The organism is Flavobacterium collinsii, assembly GCF_946903285.1.
In the GTDB taxonomy this organism is placed as follows: Bacteria; Bacteroidota; Bacteroidia; order Flavobacteriales; family Flavobacteriaceae; genus Flavobacterium; species Flavobacterium collinsii.
Genome location: NZ_OX336425.1, coordinates 2,645,962 through 2,665,900, shown reverse-complemented (window position 1 = coordinate 2,665,900; position 19,939 = coordinate 2,645,962). Strand labels below are relative to the sequence as shown.

Sequence of the window (19,939 nt, the reverse complement as noted above, 5' to 3'; positions counted from 1 at the left end):
TAAGCAAAAAACAGCTAAAACCACATCACTAGCAAATTAATTAACTAATTCCATGAATTTTCACTAATTAAATTTGAACGCAATACAATTTGCGAAAATTCATGAAATTCGTAGCAAAAAAACTTCGTCTCACTCAATAAATTGCAATCAAATTACATTTAAAACGTACCTTTGTAAAAAATTAAACGATGACGAACAACGATATCCTAAAAAAACTTCGCGTGGCTTTGATGCTCCGTGACGACCAAATAGTAGAAATTTTAGAATTAGTAGATTTTAGAATTTCAAAATCAGAATTGGGCGCTTTTTTTAGAGCCGAAGATCATGAGAATTATATGGAATGTGGCGATCAGGTTTTGCGTAATTTCTTAAACGGACTGGTAATTCATTTAAGAGGAACAAAAGAGAACCCTAAAAACCCAAATGATGTTTTAGCCAAGCATAAAGCTGAAATCCCAAAGAAAGACAGTTCAAACCGACCTGAATTTAAAGCTGCTCCAAAAGATCCTGAAAGAGCAAGAGGCGATCAAAGTTCATCAAAATCAAGTTCAGCTGCCAAAAAACCTAAAAAGAAAGAGTTCCCAAAAGGCAACGGAAAACCATCAGTGGTAGAAAAAGTAGTGTACAAAAACGGTAAGAATAAAAAGTAGTTTTTTTACCGCAAGGAGCGCTTTTTACCGCAAAGAGCGCAAGGTTTTTTAACTATAAGAATCTATACAACCGCAAAGTTCGCAAAGCTTTATCTATATATAGCTTTGCGAACTTTGCGTTTATTAAGCACAATCTAAGAAAAAACTTTTGCGACCTTTGCGGTTATTAAGTACAATCTAGAAAAAAACTTTGCGAACTTTGCGGTTACTAAGCGCAACCTAAGAAAAAAACTTTTGCGCCCTTTGCGGTTAAAAATCACCATCAAAGTAAACTATATCTTATTCTGATCAATTCGTTCGAAAAAAGCATCTTTAAAAGTTGCTCCAATAGGCAGTTCTTTACCATTGACAAAAACCGAAAAACTGTCTGTCGATTCGATTTGTTTCAAAGCCAGCACATATGATTTATGTATCTGGACAAAATTTCTTTCAGGCAGCGATTCGATTACATTTTTCAAAGACGAATGTGTAATAATTTGCTGATTCAGCGTATGAATACAAACATAATTCTGAAGACTTTCTACGTATAAAATCTCATCTAAAAACAACTTTATAAATTTATTTTTTCCGTCAGTTTTAATAAAAATAAAATCAGCCGAATTGTTATTCGATATAACTTCTGTTTTTGAGTCCCCATTTAGTTTGGAAACAGCCTGATAAAACCGTTCAAAAGCAATTGGTTTCAACAAATAATCAACAGCATTTAATTCAAATCCCTCCAAAGCAAAATCGGGATAAGCCGTTGTAAAAATTACTTTTATCTCTCTAGAAATGATTCTTGAAAGCTGCAAACCCGTTAGTTGCGGCATCTGAATATCCAGAAAAATAACATCAACACTATGTGTATTTAGAAATTCCAATGCTTTCAACGCATCATTGAAAACAGCTGTTTTTTCCAAAAAAGATACTTTCCCGATATAATTTTCGAGAATACGCGTTGCCGGCGGTTCATCATCAACAATGATACACTTCAATTTCATATTACTTTTTTAATGGTATTTTTAAATAAGTTTTAAAGGTATTCTTTTCTGCTATTTTCTCGAGTGTAAACTCACCTTTATAAGCATGCTCTAAACGTTTGCTAAGATTATCAAAACCAATTCCGGTTGAAGAATAATTTTCACCTGCACCATTATAGTTAAAGGTTGAAAGCTCTAAAAAACTTTCTTTTATTACGATAGCAATAACCGCTTTCTCATCTTCTTTATTCACTTTTCCATGTTTGAAAACGTTCTCAATAAAATGTACCAGCACCGACGGAAGAATCTTTTCTGTTGAATAAGTCCCTTCAATTACAAAATCTAAATAAAGCTGATCTTCAAACCTTTTTTTCTGCAAATGAATATAGTTTTGTACAAATTGAATTTCTTTAGAAAGTAATACCTCATCCTTTTCCGTTTCTGTAATTACGTAACGCAGCAAATCCGAAAGTACTAAAATATCCGAAGCCATTTCATCTTCTTTCAAAACCAACTGACTGTAAAAGGAATTTAAAGTATTAAACAAAAAATGCGGACTCACCTGCGATTTCAACATTTGGAGTTCTGCCTTTTTATTTTCTAATACTAATTCCTGATTTTGTTTTTGCGTTTCCTGAAAATGAAAAAACAGATAAGCCAGACTACTCAAAATAACAGCGGGAAGCCCAAAGAAAAAATTATCCTTAATATAATAGCTTAACTCTCTGGTTTCTTTTGCATAATTATGAATTCCGGTAAGCTCATATAATATCACTTCCTGGACAAAATAACGTATTGCTGAAAAAATCAACAGGGAGACAGGAATACTCATCACAAAAAAAAGAATTTTCTTTTTGTTTAAAAACCATTTACAAAAAGTGTAAAAATTTAAAAAGTAGACAATGAAGATTACCACTATAAAACTAATGTTAAACATAAAGGAAATCCTGTTGAATACAAGATCCAGATCCCGATTGTTAATCCCAATTTCCCAAAGGTTAAAGGTGATATACAAGCCCAGAAAAAGAAAGATATGATAAGACAATGGAATTTTTAGCTTCATAATAATGTTATTATCCTTTCAAAAATACAACTATGACTTCATATGAATACTACATTTATATAAAACCTATATTTTGGGTGACGAACCATCAAAAACGATACACCAAATTTTTCAACCGCAGATTCTCAAGGTTTGCAATCTGAAATTTACCGTTCATCAAAAACTAAAATTTCACCTGAAAAGCTATGCTACATTTGTCCTGAATTTAAAAACCAATCATCATGAAAAAAATCACCTTATTATTACTTGCTGTTATCGCATTTAATACCATTTCCGGACAATCAAAGAAAAAACAAATACTTTTACTTGGAACCTTCCATTTTGAAAACCCGGGACTTGACGTTGCTAAAATCAACAGCTTTAATGTGATGTCAGACAGAAGCCAAAAAGAACTGGAGAACATCACCAATAAAATAAAAAAGTTTGGTCCTAATAAAATTTTTGTAGAATGGAATTACCAAAAACAAGACAAACTGGACAAATTCTACAATAGAAATACGGACAGTTTACTTCGTAAACAATCAGATGAAATTGTACAAGTCGCTTTAAGATCAGCTAAAAAACTAGGTCATAAAAAACTATATGCCATTGATTACAACAACACCGACTTCCCATATGATAGTCTCGTAAAAGGAATGACAGCTGCCGGTCAGTTTGATCTAATCAAAAAGAATGAAGAAACTATGAAATATTATGAAAAGAGTCAAAATGAAAAAATTGCCAAATATTCACTGACTGAACTGCTGTTAGACATCAATACCAAAAAATCGAATGAAGACAATATTGGCTGGTATGTTGAAACGGCTACTAAAGGAGGCAAAACGGACGATTTTGTGGGGGCTTACTTAGTTTCGGAATGGTACAGAAGAAACCTTTATATGTATGCTTTAATTCAAAAACTAACCGAAAGTAAAGACGACAAAATCATGGTTTTATTAGGTGCCGGACATACTGCAATGATCAGAGAATTTGTTGAACACAATCCTGATTTTGAAATTGTAGAACTGGCGGCGGTTTTAAAATAGTCAGGGATCATTTAACCGCAAAGCACGCAAAGAATTTAACTTAAGATTGCCAATAGAAACGCAAAGTTCGCAAAGCTATTTGTTTAAAAAAGCCACGAATTAACGAATTTTTATTCTCAAAGATTATAAAAAAATAATTCGTGAATTCGTGGCTAAAAAAACTTTGCGAACTTTGCGTAATTCTTTGTGCTCTTTGCGGTTAAAAACAAAAAAAATCCACTCCTTTCGGAATGGATTTTCTATATAAATTGATTTCTTATTTAATTAAGAAAGAGCAGCTTTAACCTGATCAGCAGCTTCCTGAAATTGAACAGCTGATAAAATTGGCATACCTGAATTGTCAATTAATTCTTTTGCAATTTCAGCATTTGTTCCTTGCAAACGAACGATAATTGGCACATTGATAGCATCACCCATGTTTTTGTAAGCATCAACAACACCTTGAGCAACACGGTCACAACGAACGATTCCTCCAAAGATATTGATCAAAATAGCTTTTACGTTAGGATCTTTTAAGATAATACGGAAAGCTGTTTCAACACGTTTTGCATCAGCAGTTCCACCAACGTCTAAGAAGTTAGCAGGCTCAAAACCAGCGTATTTAATTAAATCCATAGTTGCCATTGCAAGACCAGCTCCGTTTACCATACAACCTACAGTACCGTCAAGATCTACATAGTTCAATCCTACTTCTTTAGCTTCAACCTCGATTGGATTCTCCTCACGGATATCTCTCATCTCAGCATATTTTGCTTGTCTGTATAAAGCATTATCATCGATATTTACTTTAGCATCAACAGCCATAATTTTGTTATCTGAAGTTTTCAAAACCGGGTTGATTTCGAACATAGATGCATCAGAACCAACGTAAGCATTGTATAATGAATCGATGAATTTCACCATTTCTTTAAAAGCATTTCCAGAAAGACCTAAGTTAAAAGCAATTCTTCTTGCTTGAAAACCTTGTAATCCAACAGTTGGATCAATTTCTTCTGTAAAGATTAAGTGTGGTGTATGTTCAGCAACTTCTTCAATATCCATTCCACCTTCAGTAGAATACATAATCATGTTACGTCCTGTACCTCTATTCAATAAAACAGAAACATAAAACTCAGAAGTTTCACTTTCGCCAGGATAATAAACATCTTCAGCAACTAAAATTTTGTTTACTTTTTTACCCTCAGCAGAAGTTTGAGGTGTAATCAATTGCATTCCGATGATTTGTTCAGCAATTTCTTCAACTTGTTGCAAGTTTTTAGCCAACTTCACTCCACCACCTTTTCCACGTCCACCTGCGTGAATTTGTGCTTTTATCACATGCCATCCTGTACCAGTTTCGGCAGTTAATTGTTTTGCAGCAGCCACAGCTTCAACCGCATTGTTAGCCACAATTCCGCGTTGAATGCGTACTCCGTAACTTGCTAAAATTTCTTTTCCTTGATATTCGTGTATGTTCATAATATAGAATTTGTCTGGTTCTGAATTTATTTCAGAATAAAAGTGCGACAAAAGTAGCAAAATTCAACTTAATAGTAAAATCTTTTTCAATTAAATAATACGTGTGATATGCACTAAACGTTTATTCTTTTTGAATGCAAAGAAATGGTTAACTAAATAATTTGTTAATATTAACTCAAAACCACTAAAACGTTTGATATTTAACAAAAACACTACCGTATTTATTAGCCTTACAGCGATTTTTCTTAATATATTTTAATCTGAATTGTCATTTTAATAATTCGCAATGGGTAAAATAACAATATTATCAATTAAGAAGTCTTTTTCTAATATTACAACAAAAATGAAAGCCAAATCACAATTTCAATACATTATATTTAACGAAATCTCTATTTTTGTAGAAAAAATATCAAGAATGAAAGTTAAAGAACAAGGGCTTTATTTGCCTGAATTTGAACACGACAATTGTGGTGCAGGATTTATTTGTAATTTGAATGGTATTAAATCAAATGATATTATTCACAAAGCATTGGATATCTTAATAAAATTGGAACATCGTGGTGCAGTTAGTTCTGATGGAAGAACTGGAGACGGAGCTGGAATTTTATTCGACATCCCACATGATTTTTTTAAAAAGGTATGTGACTTTGAAATCCCTGAAACACGTGAGTATGCAGTAGGAATGGTTTTTTTACCAAAAAGCAAAAACCAGGTTTCTTTTTGTATCAACGCTTTCGAATCAACTATTAAGGATCAGAACTTAAAGATCCTTGGCTGGAGAGATGTACCTGTTGAAGTGGAAAATTTAGGGCAGATTGCCGCAGAAAAAGAACCAACAGTTAAACAGGTTTTTGTTAGCAAAAACGGTCAGGATTTAACTGAAAATGAATTTAATGCAAAACTTTTTGCAGCTAGAAAAATTGCCGAACATGCCGTGAGAGGATCTAAAACCTCAGAAAGTCACATGTTTTATTTCTCTAGTTTATCGACAACTACCATAATATATAAAGGTCTATTGATGCCGGAAGACATCAGCCGTTATTATGTTGACTTAAAAGATCCCGATTTAGTGACTCGTCTGGCATTGGTGCACCAGCGTTTCTCTACCAATACTTTCCCTTCATGGGAATTAGCACAGCCGTTTAGATACATGTGTCATAATGGCGAAATCAATACACTTCGTGGAAACGTAAGTCGTATGCGTGCCCGTGAAGAATTGATGCAAAGCAAAGTTTTTGGCGATGATATCAAAAAACTATTCCCAATCATCTTAGAAGGAAAATCAGATTCTGCTTCTATGGATATGGTCGTAGAACTTTTATTAATGACAGGACGTTCCCTACCGGAAGCAATGATGATGGTCGTTCCGGAAGCTTGGGAAAAACACCAGACTATGTCTCCCGAGAAAAAAGCATTCTACGAGTTTAACGCTTGTATTATGGAGCCTTGGGATGGCCCTGCCTCTATTCCGTTTACAGATGGTAATGTGATTGGTGCTTTACTAGACCGAAACGGATTACGCCCTTCTCGTTATACCTTAACCAAAAGCGGTTTCGTAATCATGTCATCAGAAATTGGTGTATTAGATATCGAACCGGAAGATGTGATTCAGCATGGTCGTCTTGAGCCAGGAAAAATGTTCCTGGTAGACATGAACGAAGGCCGTATTATTGAAGACGAAGAAGTTAAAAAATCAATCGTTACAAAACGTCCGTACAAAGAATGGCTTGATGCAAATTTATTGCCATTATCTAATATTCCATACACCAACAACCCTACTCCGGTTGAAAAACTGGATTTCTTAACCAGACAAAAATTATTTGGTTATACAATTGAAGATTTAAAAACAATCATTAACCCAATGGGAGGTCAGGGAGCTGAAGCTATCAGTTCTATGGGTAATGACACTCCTTTGGCTGTTTTATCAGACCAGCCTCAATTGTTGTACAACTATTTCAAACAATTATTTGCTCAGGTTACCAATCCGCCTTTGGATGGTATTCGTGAGGAAATAATTACTGATATCAGTTTAGCCATTGGTGGTGATTTCAATATTTTTGAAATTGAATCGAAACAATGCAAAAAACTAAAAATCCAAAATCCGGTTATTTCCAATGAGGATTTAGATAAGATAAGAAACATTGATCATGTCGATTTCAAATCGGCTACTATTTCTACCTTATATAAGATCGAAAAAGGAGTAAATGGCTTAGAACGCGCCCTTGAAAAATGTGTTGAGGCAACTTTTAAAGCTGTTTCTGACGGATGCAACGTCATTATTTTATCAGACAGAGGCGTAAGTGAAGAACTGGCTCCAATTCCTATGTTGCTAGCTTGTTCTTACATTCACCACTCTTTAAACATTTTACAGGTTCGTTCTAAATTCGGAATCATAATCGAATCTGCCGAGCCTCGTGAACCGCATCATTTTGCTTTATTGTTCGGATACGGCGCAAGTGCAATCAATCCTTACATGGTAAACGAAATCATTCATGATCAGGTGAACCAGGGCTTTATCAAAGGTGTAAAAGCAGATTATGCCATTGTAAATTACAACAAAGCAATTGCAAAAGGAATCGTTAAAATCATGAACAAAATTGGTATCTCTACTTTACATTCGTACAGAGCGGCACAAATTTTCGAGATTTTAGGTCTAAACAAAACTTTTACTTCAAAATACTTCCCTTACACCCCATCAAGAATTGAAGGAATTGGTTTGATAGAAGTTGAAAAAGAAGTGAAGAAACGTTTCCAAAAAGCATTTCCAAATTCAAAAGTAGCAAGTTTGCTTCCTTTAGAAATTGGAGGTATTTACAGATGGAGACGTGGTGGCGAAAAACACATGTTTAATCCAACTACAATTGCAAAACTGCAACAAGCCGTTCGTTTGAACAGCCCTGAAAGTTATAAAGAATACTCTAATATGGTCAATGAGCAAAGCTCAAACTTAATGACTATTAGAGGTATGTTTGAATTCAATAATTTAGATCCAATTTCTATTGACGAAGTAGAGCCATGGACTGAAATTGTGAAGAAATTCAAAACCGGAGCCATGTCATACGGATCCATCAGTCGAGAAGCGCATGAGAACTTAGCGATTGCCATGAACAGAATTGGCGGAAAAAGTAATTCCGGAGAAGGTGGAGAAGATCCAAAACGTTTCCAGAAAGAAATTAACGGTGATTCCAGAAACAGTGCGATCAAACAAGTGGCATCAGGACGTTTTGGGGTTTCGATCAACTATTTGACCAACGCTAAAGAAATCCAGATTAAAATGGCTCAGGGAGCAAAACCTGGTGAAGGTGGACAGTTACCCGGAGAAAAAGTAGTGCCTTGGATTGCCGAAACCAGAAACTCGACACCTTATGTAGGTTTGATTTCACCTCCGCCACACCACGACATTTACTCTATCGAGGATTTATCGCAATTGATTTATGATTTAAAAAATGCCAATCGTGAAGCACGTGTCAATGTAAAATTAGTTTCTGAAGTTGGTGTTGGAACCATCGCAGCCGGTGTCGCCAAAGCAAAAGCCGACGTGATCTTAATTTCTGGTTATGACGGAGGAACCGGTGCCGCACCCTTAACTTCTTTACAGCATACAGGTATTCCGTGGGAACTTGGATTAGCCGAAGCGCAACAAACTTTGATCTTGAACGATTTAAGAAGTCGTGTGGTTCTGGAATGTGACGGACAGCTAAAAACTGGTCGCGACGTCGCCATAGCCGCTTTATTGGGAGCTGAGGAATTTGGTTTTGCAACGGCTCCGCTGGTAGCTTCAGGATGTATCATGATGAGAGCTTGTCACTTAAATACTTGTCCGGTTGGTATTGCCACTCAGGATCCTGAATTGAGAAAAAATTTCAAAGGAACTCCTGAGCACGTGATCAACTTCATGTATTTTATTGCTGAAGAACTGAGAGAAATCATGGCGCAATTAGGTTTCAGAACTTTAAAAGAAATGGTGGGCCAGTCGCAAAAATTAAATGTGAATAAAGCGATCCAACATTACAAAGCCAATGGTTTAGACTTATCATCGATTCTATACAAACCGGAAAAAGCCAAAACAGTTCCAAATCACAATACAACTACACAAGATCATCAACTTGAAAATGTATTGGATTTTGACATCATTAAAGAAGCAATTCCGTCTATCTACAGAAAAGAAAAAACCAGAGTTACCTTTAAGATTAAAAATACAGACCGTTCTGTAGGTGCGATTTTGAGTAATGAAATCTCAAAAATATATGGCGCACAAGGATTACCTGATGATACTATTTTAGTTGATTTTGAAGGTTCTGCCGGACAAAGTTTTGGTGCTTTTGCCACCAATGGCTTGTCGTTTAAAATTCACGGAAACTGTAATGATTATTTAGGAAAAGGACTTTCCGGAGGAAAATTAATTGTAAAAGTACCTCCTACTGCCACTTTCAAACCTGAAGAAAACATCATTATCGGAAACGTTGCCCTTTACGGAGCTATTACCGGAGAGGCTTATATTAATGGAATTGCCGGAGAACGTTTCTGTGTTAGAAATTCCGGAGCAACTGCGGTTGTAGAAGGAATTGGAGATCACGGATGCGAGTACATGACCGGTGGTACGGTGGTTGTTTTAGGAAAAACAGGACGAAACTTCGCGGCTGGTATGAGCGGTGGTGTTGCCTATGTTTACGATCCAAAGCAGCAATTCGATTCAAGGGTATGCAACATGGAAATGGTTGCCTTTGATCCTATCGAAGACGAAGACGTGAGAAAACTAAGAAAACTGATCAAAAACCACTCTCTGTACACCAACAGTCCATTAGCCAAAAGAATTTTAGCAGACTGGGAAAATGAACAGCAGAATTTCGTAAAAGTAATGCCTACAGATTATAAAAAAGCACTACAACGAATTGCAGAAGAGAAAAAAATAGAAGAATTAATAGCTTAATTAAAAGGTTCTGAGATACAAAGGTGCAGAGGTGCTAAGTTTTTTTAACTCACCTCTCACATTTTACAACTCACAACTAAATTTTATTAAAAATGTCATGGGTAAAATAGGCGGATTTAAAGAATATAACAGAGCCGACGAAAGTAATATAGCAGTTGCAGAACGTGTTACGAACTACAACGAATTTACTATTCCGTTAGCAAAAGATCAAATAAAAGAACAAGGTTCGAGATGTATGGATTGTGGAATTCCTTTTTGCCACAGTTCTTGTCCATTAGGAAATCTAATTCCTGATTTCAACGATATGGTGCATCAGGAAGAATGGCAAAGTGCTTTAGAGATTTTACAATCAACAAATAACTTTCCGGAATTTACAGGCCGTTTATGCCCTGCTCCATGTGAAAAATCATGTGTATTGGGAATCATCAAAGAACCTGTTGCCATCGAAAACATCGAAAAAAACATCATCGAAAGAGGTTTTGCCGAAGGCTGGATCAAACCACAAGCACCAAAAACCAGAACAGGAAAAACAGTTGCTGTTATTGGTTCAGGTCCTGCAGGTTTAGCAGCGGCACAACAATTAAACAGAGCTGGTCATACCGTTACTGTTTTTGAAAGAGACAATGCTATTGGAGGTTTATTACGTTACGGAATTCCAAATTTCAAATTAGAAAAAGGCATCATCGACAGACGTGTAGCAATCCTTGAAGCGGAAGGAATCTCTTTTAAAACTAATGTAAATGTTGGTGTAAACTTTAGTATAGACGAATTAAACTCTTTCGATTCTATCGTATTGTGCGGTGGAGCAACCGAAAGAAGAAGTTTACCAACTAAAGGAATCGAAAGCAAAGGCGTTGTTCAGGCAATGGATTTCTTAACTCAGCAGACTAAAGTTTTGTTTGGAGAATCAATTGAAGATCAGGTTATGGCTACTGGTAAAGATGTAATCGTAATTGGCGGTGGAGACACCGGTTCAGATTGTATCGGGACTTCTAACAGGCATGGTGCAAAATCGGTAACCAACTTTGAGATTCTACCAAAACCTCCAGTTGGAAGAAGTGAGACAACTCCTTGGCCATTTTGGCCGCTACAGTTAAAAACCTCATCTTCTCACGAAGAAGGCTGCGACAGAAACTGGTTGATCAATACCAAAGAATTCTTATCGAACGACAAAGGAGAACTGGTAGGATTAAAAACCGTTGAAGTACAATGGAAAATGACTCCGGGTCAGCGTCCTGAACTAATCGAAAAAGAAGGCTCAGAGAAAATATGGCCATGCGATTTAGCTTTATTGGCTTTAGGATTTACAGGTCCTGAGAAAACTTTAAGCGAGCAATTAGGTCTGGAAATCGATATGAGAAACAACTATAAAGCCAAAAATTATCAGACGAATGTACCACACATTTTCACTGCCGGTGATATGAGAAGAGGACAATCGTTAATTGTATGGGCTATTTCAGAAGGTCGTGAAGCAGCAAGAGAGGTCGATTTGTTCTTAATGGGCTCTACGAATCTGCCAACCAAAGGAAACGGAGATTTACCAAGTTTATAAGTCACAGACTCATTTCACCTTTATAAAAACAAAAGAGGCTGTCCGAAAAGTAAGGACAGCCTTGTTTTTATAAATAATTTAGATTGAATTATGATCCAAAAGCAATTTATTTGGTCGGCAAAAATTACACTTCTTAATTCAACGCTGATTTGACGGATTCGCTATCGCGAAGACACTTATAAAAACGGATTCTAAAAATTAAAAAAACTTTTAAATAAGAAAAAAAATCTGTTTTATCCGCGTCGAACTAAAGTAGAGATTTAAACCAATAACATAATAAGAGGAAGTTCATACTTTTCGGACAGCCCCTTTGTTCTGAAATTATGGAATTATACTTCAATTTAGAAGGATTCTTCTAAATTTAAAAATTATACTGAAGCTGTAAAGTGGTGCGTCTTCCCGGAGCACTTACAAAATCTTTATCTCTGGCCTGCCACCATGCAATATTTGGAGAATAATCTTTATTAAACAAATTCTCAACTCCTAATCCTAATCGAAACGATTTATTGATAAGATAAGAACTGCTCAAGTTAAAAACGGTATACTTTTTCACAGGCCCTTCGTTAAAACTGTACAGGTTTGTTGTTCGACTTGGATCAAATCGATCTCTTTTAAAGTTATGCAAAGAACTTAATTCAATATCTAAATCTTTTATAGGGCGTATCTGAATATAAGTCGTAAGCTTTGGAGCCATTATTCGGGATCCGTTAATGTATTTTTCGTAGGTTCCGTTATTATCATTATCTACTTTTCCTTCAATCCAGGCAAAAGCACCGCCAAAACTTAAAATATCCAATGGTTTAAAGCCTACAATAGCCTCGTAACCCCAGATGTTTTCAGGAGCGCGCTGCATCGCAAAAGAACCATCAGCTGACTGAATCGAAGTAGCTCCTAATTGTGATGTGCTCCAGAAACTGGTAACCTCATAGTTGAACCATTTTTTGATCGTTCCGGCTACTCCCATTTCATAATTGTTTACAATTATAGGATCGGTTGGTAATTTTGAGATCACACTTTCTGTAGACGTTCTTAAAATACGCCCTACCTCATTGATCGAAAAGGACTGAGAATAACTCGTAAAAACATTTACCTCCGGCATAATGTTATATCTTAATCCGATGTTTCCAACAAGGGCATTGTAATCTAACTCGCCTCCCTGAACAAAAATACTTTTGGTGTAAGTATTGTTTTTAGCATTCAATACCGGCAATGTATTAAAATCATCCGCTTTAACTTTAATATTTTCATATCTCGCACCCGCTTTTAGAGTGAATTTTCCCCATGCATCAAACTTGATTAAGGCGAAAGGAGCTGTATTGACCATGTTCATTTGTGGTGTCCAGAAACGACCATCCTCTAATTTTTGAACCGTTTTGTCCTGAAGTAAATCCAAACCATAAATTACCTCTGCTTTATAGGTATCATTTGCAAAAAGACGAGAATCAAAATTAATACGCAAACCTTTCTTTTGTGAGGCCACATTCGATTGTCCTCCATTTAAAAACTGATCTCTGTCGTACGAGTAAACTGTTCTGAAATCTTGTGCATAAACATTAACATCCAGAGAAGTATTATTCCAAATCTCCGAATTAGAGTACGACAATCTGAAATTATGATTTCGAGGTGTTCCTTCAGGCGTCCCTAAACGGCCACCGGCTTCTACTCCAATAGTTGGAATTTCTCCCCACTTCCCAATCTTAACATCCTGATCTAAAAATGATTTTGAAGCATAACCCATATACGAGAATTCAAGTCTTTGCTTGTCTGTAAATGCATATCCAACTTTAAACAATCCATTATAGGTATTTAAATTTGATAAACTATAGAACGGTGAAAGATTGACACCATTTGCATCTTTAGATACACCTGATCTTTCCTGTGTAAAACCAACAACGTAATCGAGCTTTTTTAATTTTCCTGCCAACGAAAGCGAAGCTCTGTAACCAAATGATTCTGCGAATGTTTTAGGTTGTGTAATTAGACCAAGTTGTACCGAACCACCAATCTTTTCTTCAGAATGGTTTTTCTTTGTAATATAATTGACAATCCCTCCATCGGCTCCATTACCGTAAATTGAGGTGGCTCCCTTAATTACTTCCACTCTTTCAATCGACGAAGGATCAATTACCTGAAGATCTCTACCTCCATTTCTTAAAGGTGTAGATTGTGGTATTCCATCAATCATCACCAAAAAAGGTCTTCCTCTTAAAGTCTGACCAAAATTTGAAGTCTGATTACTTGCTGTTGCTAAACCCGGAACTGTATATTGTAAAATATTACTGATATTGGAATTCACCATCGTCTGACTTTGGATCTTTTTCGCTCCAACAATCGTAATAGAAGAAACAACTTCTTTTATACTTTCTTTTTTTCGACTTGCAGTCACAATAATATCATCTAAATTATTGGTTTGCAAACTGTCTTTTGATTTTTCCTGAGCAAATCCTACAGTAGTTGTAAGGATAATCAAGCAAAATATAGTAATCTTTTTCATAAATAATCTCTAATAATTTAATTTTGGGGCAAATATAATTTTAATTCACTCTAAATAAGAATTAGAAACCATTAAAAGTTAAAAAAACTTTAAATGTTTATTTTATAACAATTTGTTACAATTTGTTATTTTTCAATTTAAAATTTGTCAATCGGCAAAAGAGTAATAAGTTTGCTGAAAATAGTTTACAGATGCAAGCAAAAGATTTACTGCAGTTAGCAGAACAATTTGGAAGTCCATTATATGTATATGATGCCGAAAAAATCCAATCTCAGTACAACAGATTAACCAAAGCTTTCTCTAAGGTGGAAAACTTAAGAGTTAATTATGCCATGAAAGCATTATCTAACGTTGCTATTCTTCAGTTATTAAAGAACATGGGGTCTGGCCTGGATACTGTATCTATTCAGGAAGTTCAATTAGGACTTCATGCTGGCTATGATCCTGACAAAATTTTCTTTACACCAAACGGAGTTTCTCTTGAAGAAATCGAAGAAGTTGCCGCAATGGGTGTACAAATCAATATTGACAACTTATCTATTCTGGAGCAATTCGGAACAAAATATCCACAAATTCCGGTATGTATTCGTATCAATCCGCACGTAATGGCGGGTGGAAATGCTAATATTTCGGTAGGACATATCGATAGTAAATTCGGAATCTCTGTTCACCAAATTCCGCATATCTTGCGAATTGTAGAGAACACAAAAATGAGCATCGTGGGAATTCACATGCACACAGGATCTGATATTCTTGATATCGAAGTATTCTTGTATGCTGCTGAAATTTTGTTTGATACTGCAAAACACTTTAAAGATCTTGAGTTCCTTGATTTTGGAAGCGGATTCAAAGTGCCTTACAAAAAAGACGATATCGAAACCGATATTGAAGAATTAGGTAAAAAATTATCAAAAAGATTCAACTCTTTCTGTGCTGAATACGGTAGAGATTTAACGTTAATTTTCGAACCGGGAAAATTCCTGGTGAGTGAAGCAGGTTTCTTCTTAGCCAAAGTAAACGTAGTAAAACAAACAACTTCTACAGTATTCGCAGGAGTCGACAGTGGTTTCAACCACTTAATTCGTCCTATGTTTTACGGTTCATCACATCATATCGAAAATATCTCGAACCCAAAAGGAAAAGAACGTTTTTACTCGGTAGTAGGATACATTTGCGAAACTGATACTTTTGCCAACAACCGCAGAATCTCGGAAATTACGGAAGGTGATATTTTAGCATTCAGAAATGCCGGAGCTTACTGTTTTTCTATGGCATCAAATTACAATTCAAGATACAAACCAGCCGAAGTTTTATGGATGAACGGAAAAGGAATCTTAATCCGTCAACACGAAACATTCGAGGATTTGCTTAAAAATCAAATTCCGTTGCCACAAGAAGTTGCTGCAACAGTTTAAAATAAAAAAAAAGAATATCTATTTAATCCCGTTTCTTCATTGAGGCGGGATTTTTTTATTTCAGATTGCAAACGTTTGTCAGGTCGAGCGAAGTCGAAGCACAGCACAATCTTATCATTTCGACAGAGGAGACTCGAGCGATAGCGACTGACGAAGTAAATCACTCTAGCTAATCGACAAAGATAGTCGTCAATATAGCACACGGATGACGCGGATTCGCTCTGCAAAAACACGGATTATGACGGATTTTTTTTCTCTCTTTCTTATAAAATCAATCTTGTTATTTTCAAAGACAAACTTTACACAACAAACGTGACAGGTTTTAAAAAACTGTCACGTTTAATTGATCTTATAAATTTTTAATGAAGCACACTATTCGCTCAACTTCGGTAAAACCCGTTTTTTGATGAAAATCAATGCTTGCTGAATTACCCAAATCAGTGTCGGAAGCGATTTGCTTAAATCCTTTTTGTTTCGCCCAGTCTTCGGCGGCTTTTGTTAACTTCCGGGCAATACCTTGCTTTTGATACGCTGGCTTTACATAAATAGCTTCAATGTAGGCAACGGGTAAGTCTTCTGCACCTTCAACATAGTCATTTCGCGTACTCAAATGTATGAATGCAATGTAGTCTTCCTCATGTCTGACAACATAACAAATTTCATTTTCTAAATCTATAATCGCTTTATAATTTTCGAATTCTTCGTCAAATGAACAGTCGTTCCAAAGCTCTAAAACTAACTCCGTAAGTTCTTTTAAATTTTGTGATGAGATTACTTCAATGTTCATTTTAAAATCCCTTCCATGTCTTTTGTATTAATGTCATATCTAAAATTTCTCTATTTTTAATTTTACAGTTCAATCAAAATTATAAAAATTTCGCATTAAATATTAAGCTTGAGAGTACTTAACAAATAAATAATTTGCTGAAATAAACTCACGAAACATTCGAGGATTTGCTTAAAAATCAAGTCCCGTTTCTTAATTGAGGCGGGATTTTTTTTTAGATTTTTAGACTTCTTAGATAGCAGACATTTTAGATTTTTCTAAACACTTTGTCAGGGTAAGCCAAGTCGAAGCCCACACAAAATTCATTTATATTACTATTTTTTCCTCCATTAATATTACGGGTGTCCCGTTCGTGAAAACAAGTTTTGTAAATCCACACAAAATAGACTAGCAAGAAAATTGTAATTCAAAAAATAAACCAGAAAAATAGTCCAAATTATTTTAACTATATATACAAAATAATATACTTTTATAAAAAATCAATCAAACATTCTATACATGAAAAAAATTACTTTTTATTTTTTATTAACCTTTTCCTTTTTTGAAATTAATGCACAGGTTAGTGCTTACACATTTTCTCAAAGTGCTAGTGAATACAAAAGTATTACAACAGGAATAACTTTAGGTGTCACTAGAAATGAAGATCAAAAATTTGTAAATCCGGCGAATCTTTCCGGTGGCGCTACAGAAACGGGACCAGGATTCCCAATAGGATTTAATTTTACCTATAATGGAATTGTTTTTGATCGAGTTGGCGTTAGTACTAATGGATGGATTTCTTTAGGACAAAGTTCCTTAACCCCTTCTGTGAGCATGCAGACAACTTCAGCTACCCATTTATACTCAGTTTTATCCTCAACTTATGTTTCAACTCCAGCATATTTAAGAAATAGAATTGCCGGATTTCATGCTGACTTAAGTGGTGTACTTCATCAAACGATTCCTTCTCTCTCTTCAAACTTAAGAATCGCTACAATCGGAACTGCACCTAATCGTTCTTTAGTTGTACAATGGAATAATTATAAATATTATTCACATACTAGCGATTCTAATTTTGATTTTCAAATTATATTAAATGAAACCTCAAATGTAGTTGATATAGTGTATGGTACAATGCGATTTACTTACAGCGGTTCGTCTGCTCAAGTTGGATTAGGCGGTACTGAAAGTAGTGATTTCAACATTAGAAGTACTTTTCTTGTTAACGATTGGAACTACACCGTAGCTGGAGAAGACAATAGCAGTTATTGCTCTACAAACCAACAAGTTAAAAAACCTACAAGTGGAAATAAATTTTCATGGACACCAAATAAAAACTTAAGTACACCTACTTTCGATTTATCAGATTTGAATGTTTATCCAAATCCTGTAAAGAATATTTTAAATTTAAATTATAAAGATAAAATTGATAACGTAAAAATATTTAATCTACTTGGGCAGGAAATAATAAATAAAAATTTAAATTCTAATAGTGACGAAATTGACATGTCACAAATGCTAGCTGGTGTTTATATCGCTAAAATTACAGTTGATGGCGATATAAAAACATTAAAAATTATAAAGGAATAATTTAATTTTATATTCTAAATTTAAAGTCTCTGTTTTCAGAGACTTTTTTTATGCACTAACTCTAAACTAATAATATCAATGATAAAACTTTAGAAAAACAAAATTTAAACATAAGAATATACATACATTTGTTACGCGCAAAATCTAAACAAAAATAGTCTTTCAACAAAAAACATGTTTTTTACCTACAACAATCTTTATAAAAGAATTTTAAATACCTTTGAAATATGAGCACAACAACAAAATCAAAACACATTGGCAGAAACATCAGCCGAATAAGAGAGCTTAAAGGTATGAAGCAGGAAGCACTGGCGATTGCGATTGGCGTAAGTCAGCAATCTGTTTCTAATTTAGAAGCGAGTGAAACGATTGAAGCCGCAAAACTTGCAGAAATTCCAAAAGTACTTGGCGTTACCGTTGAAGCTATTGAGAATTTTTCGGAAGAGAATGTTATCAATTATTTCAATACTTTTCACGAATCTGTTACTGGTAGCTTTATAACTAATAATTCCTGTAATTTCAATCCTCTTGATAAAGTAGTAGAACTTTACGAACGTTTGGTTCAGGCTGAAAAAGAAAAAAATGAATATTTAGAAAAATTACTAAAAGGAAAATAATTCCGCACAAATATTAATTTTACAAAAGCACAAATATCATTTTATTTTGTGCTTTTTTTATAAACTAACCTATGAAAAAACTAACCATTATTTTATTTCTGATTTTACTTTCCTTTACAAACAAAGTAAATGCACAAAATGCCCAGGCAATTTTTCTAGACAACCTCGAATCATTTGAACGATTAGCAAACAATGAAAATGAATCTATAAGCCTGAACAAAGTTTACGAAGCCCGAAAGTTTCTAATAGACATCACCGGCATTACCTACAAAATGGAAGAAGTATTTGATATGCCTGTATTTCCGCCTGATAAAACTATAAAAAAGTGGAGATCTTGGTTTGAAAAAAATAAAGATCTTTTATATTATGACGAAAAAGAGAAAGAAGTTAAAGTAAGAAAAAAGTAAAAAAACTATTTTCGCTCAACAAACCTAACAGCATAAAACCATGAAAATTACGATTCCCCTGTCGGTATTATTTTTATTACTTACTACTACTTTATTCAGTCAGACTCTAGCTGATCTAAAACTAAAACCAAAAGAAATCCCCAAAGGTTATACTTTAAACGATGGTAATATTTGTATTACTCCACAAGCCTGTACTTTTTATAATGATATTGAAACCTACGCTAGCATTGTTGGAACTTTAAAAAGTAAAGCCATTCAAAATTTTAAAAGTAAAACGGATCGAGGATCTGTAATGTATTTTGAATTTGAACACACTTTTAAGGGCGATCGATTTCTGCAAGGATTACTTTGGGGAAAAGACGGTCAGCCAACTGATGAGCGTCCGGAAGAATATCTTGCGAAAGGAAAATTTCTGATTATCTGGAACTTTCATTCTAACAGTGTCCTCAAAGAAAAATCAGTAACGAAGATCGAGGCGATTTTACAATAAGAAAGAACTAACAAATACAAAAATGAACAGACCAGGAGCAGTTGGGGCATTGCTTGACATCTACGAACAGGCAATTTTAGATCTTAAAAACGTTATTACAAGTATTCCGGATAATGTTTTGGCCAACATCATAGACGAAAAAACAACAAACGAAGATTGCAAATCCATACAAGCTATTCTTTCGCACGTTGTCAGCTCCGGTTATAGTTATGCGATCAGTATTCATAATCTGAAAGGGCACAATATGCAGCGACCTGACAAAATTTTTCATGTCACCATTGCCGAATATCTGAAAGATTTAACGAATGTTATTCTTTTTACTGAAAGTGTTTTCAGAGAAATTAAAGACGATGAATTAGAACAATTTGACGATTCACTAAAAATAAAAACAGGCTGGGGACAATTGTACGACATCGAACAACTTACAGAACATGCCATTGTACATATTCTTCGGCACAAACGACAAATTGAAAAAATAAAATCCAGTCAATTGAACTAGAATTTTCTCTAACTTCGCTTACAA

General features: G+C 34.9%; 15 protein-coding genes. 10 read left to right on the top strand and 5 right to left on the bottom strand.

The features are described from left to right. Positions 1-188 precede the first annotated feature (188 nt). The gene (locus OGZ34_RS10990; protein ID WP_263363048.1) at positions 189-650 is read left to right on the top strand and encodes a DUF1456 family protein; all 462 of its coding nucleotides are present in this window, start codon (positions 189-191) and stop codon (positions 648-650) included. Between the two features lie 272 nt (positions 651-922). On the opposite strand, the gene OGZ34_RS10985 is transcribed toward OGZ34_RS10990, so the two are convergent. Together OGZ34_RS10985 and OGZ34_RS10980 are read right to left on the bottom strand one after the other, a co-directional pair. Further along, positions 923-1,630, bottom strand: coding sequence for a LytR/AlgR family response regulator transcription factor (locus OGZ34_RS10985; RefSeq protein ID WP_263363047.1), 708 nt, complete (start codon positions 1,628-1,630; stop codon positions 923-925). A 1-nt stretch (position 1,631) separates the two neighbouring features. Beyond that, positions 1,632-2,672: a sensor histidine kinase gene (locus OGZ34_RS10980; RefSeq protein ID WP_263363046.1), complete on the bottom strand. Its 1,041-nt coding sequence runs from the start codon at positions 2,670-2,672 to the stop codon at positions 1,632-1,634. Positions 2,673-2,893: 221 nt separating this feature from the next. Between OGZ34_RS10980 and OGZ34_RS10975 the strand changes: the two genes are divergently transcribed. Continuing rightward, entirely contained in the window at positions 2,894-3,697 is an 804-nt protein-coding gene (locus OGZ34_RS10975) for a DUF5694 domain-containing protein (RefSeq protein ID WP_263363045.1), read from the top strand. Between the two features lie 264 nt (positions 3,698-3,961). Here the strand turns inward: OGZ34_RS10975 and sucC are convergent, their stop codons facing one another. Next, positions 3,962-5,155, bottom strand: coding sequence for an ADP-forming succinate--CoA ligase subunit beta (gene sucC, locus OGZ34_RS10970; protein ID WP_263363044.1), 1,194 nt, complete (start codon positions 5,153-5,155; stop codon positions 3,962-3,964). Positions 5,156-5,570: 415 nt separating this feature from the next. Between sucC and gltB the strand changes: the two genes are divergently transcribed. Together gltB and OGZ34_RS10960 are read left to right on the top strand one after the other, a co-directional pair. After that, a complete protein-coding gene (gene gltB / locus OGZ34_RS10965) occupies positions 5,571-10,085 on the top strand; it encodes a glutamate synthase large subunit (RefSeq protein WP_263363134.1) in 4,515 nt (1,504 codons plus the stop codon). Positions 10,086-10,182: 97 nt separating this feature from the next. Next, the gene (locus tag OGZ34_RS10960; protein WP_263363043.1) at positions 10,183-11,637 is read left to right on the top strand and encodes a glutamate synthase subunit beta; all 1,455 of its coding nucleotides are present in this window, start codon (positions 10,183-10,185) and stop codon (positions 11,635-11,637) included. Between the two features lie 361 nt (positions 11,638-11,998). Here OGZ34_RS10960 and OGZ34_RS10955 read toward each other — a convergent pair whose 3' ends face one another. Beyond that, positions 11,999-14,131 (bottom strand): TonB-dependent receptor, encoded by a 2,133-nt coding sequence (locus tag OGZ34_RS10955; protein ID WP_263363042.1) that lies wholly within the window; start codon positions 14,129-14,131, stop codon positions 11,999-12,001. Between the two features lie 122 nt (positions 14,132-14,253). Here OGZ34_RS10955 and lysA point away from each other — a divergent pair, with 122 nt between their 5' ends. After that, the gene (gene lysA, locus OGZ34_RS10950; RefSeq protein WP_262888458.1) at positions 14,254-15,546 is read left to right on the top strand and encodes a diaminopimelate decarboxylase; all 1,293 of its coding nucleotides are present in this window, start codon (positions 14,254-14,256) and stop codon (positions 15,544-15,546) included. Between the two features lie 349 nt (positions 15,547-15,895). On the opposite strand, the gene aac(6') is transcribed toward lysA, so the two are convergent. Next, positions 15,896-16,333: an aminoglycoside 6'-N-acetyltransferase gene (gene aac(6'), locus OGZ34_RS10945; RefSeq protein WP_263363041.1), complete on the bottom strand. Its 438-nt coding sequence runs from the start codon at positions 16,331-16,333 to the stop codon at positions 15,896-15,898. Positions 16,334-16,831: 498 nt separating this feature from the next. On the opposite strand from aac(6'), the gene OGZ34_RS10940 reads away from it, so the two are divergent. The 5 genes from OGZ34_RS10940 (at position 16,832) to OGZ34_RS10920 (ending at position 19,915) form a co-directional block, all read left to right on the top strand. Continuing rightward, positions 16,832-17,902, top strand: coding sequence for a T9SS type A sorting domain-containing protein (locus tag OGZ34_RS10940; RefSeq protein ID WP_263363040.1), 1,071 nt, complete (start codon positions 16,832-16,834; stop codon positions 17,900-17,902). A gap of 227 nt (positions 17,903-18,129) precedes the next feature. Next, positions 18,130-18,519, top strand: coding sequence for a helix-turn-helix transcriptional regulator (locus OGZ34_RS10935; protein ID WP_263363039.1), 390 nt, complete (start codon positions 18,130-18,132; stop codon positions 18,517-18,519). Positions 18,520-18,590: 71 nt separating this feature from the next. Then, positions 18,591-18,926: a hypothetical protein gene (locus OGZ34_RS10930; RefSeq protein WP_263363038.1), complete on the top strand. Its 336-nt coding sequence runs from the start codon at positions 18,591-18,593 to the stop codon at positions 18,924-18,926. A 40-nt stretch (positions 18,927-18,966) separates the two neighbouring features. Next, positions 18,967-19,416: a hypothetical protein gene (locus OGZ34_RS10925; protein WP_263363037.1), complete on the top strand. Its 450-nt coding sequence runs from the start codon at positions 18,967-18,969 to the stop codon at positions 19,414-19,416. 22 nt (positions 19,417-19,438) lie between these two features. Beyond that, positions 19,439-19,915, top strand: a complete 477-nt coding sequence (locus tag OGZ34_RS10920; RefSeq protein ID WP_263363036.1) for a DinB family protein — start codon at positions 19,439-19,441, stop codon at positions 19,913-19,915. Positions 19,916-19,939: the final 24 nt, after the last annotated feature.

Coding starts and splice junctions, on each gene's coding strand:
- OGZ34_RS10935 (WP_263363039.1), top strand. CDS start 18,130: ATGAGCACAACAACAAAATCAAAACACATTGGCAGAAACATCAGCCGA.
- OGZ34_RS10920 (WP_263363036.1), top strand. CDS start 19,439: ATGAACAGACCAGGAGCAGTTGGGGCATTGCTTGACATCTACGAACAG.
- OGZ34_RS10990 (WP_263363048.1), top strand. CDS start 189: ATGACGAACAACGATATCCTAAAAAAACTTCGCGTGGCTTTGATGCTC.
- OGZ34_RS10960 (WP_263363043.1), top strand. CDS start 10,183: ATGGGTAAAATAGGCGGATTTAAAGAATATAACAGAGCCGACGAAAGT.
- gltB (WP_263363134.1), top strand. CDS start 5,571: ATGAAAGTTAAAGAACAAGGGCTTTATTTGCCTGAATTTGAACACGAC.
- OGZ34_RS10930 (WP_263363038.1), top strand. CDS start 18,591: ATGAAAAAACTAACCATTATTTTATTTCTGATTTTACTTTCCTTTACA.
- sucC (WP_263363044.1), bottom strand. CDS start 5,155: ATGAACATACACGAATATCAAGGAAAAGAAATTTTAGCAAGTTACGGA.
- OGZ34_RS10925 (WP_263363037.1), top strand. CDS start 18,967: ATGAAAATTACGATTCCCCTGTCGGTATTATTTTTATTACTTACTACT.
- OGZ34_RS10975 (WP_263363045.1), top strand. CDS start 2,894: ATGAAAAAAATCACCTTATTATTACTTGCTGTTATCGCATTTAATACC.
- OGZ34_RS10980 (WP_263363046.1), bottom strand. CDS start 2,672: ATGAAGCTAAAAATTCCATTGTCTTATCATATCTTTCTTTTTCTGGGC.
- OGZ34_RS10985 (WP_263363047.1), bottom strand. CDS start 1,630: ATGAAATTGAAGTGTATCATTGTTGATGATGAACCGCCGGCAACGCGT.
- OGZ34_RS10955 (WP_263363042.1), bottom strand. CDS start 14,131: ATGAAAAAGATTACTATATTTTGCTTGATTATCCTTACAACTACTGTA.
- OGZ34_RS10940 (WP_263363040.1), top strand. CDS start 16,832: ATGAAAAAAATTACTTTTTATTTTTTATTAACCTTTTCCTTTTTTGAA.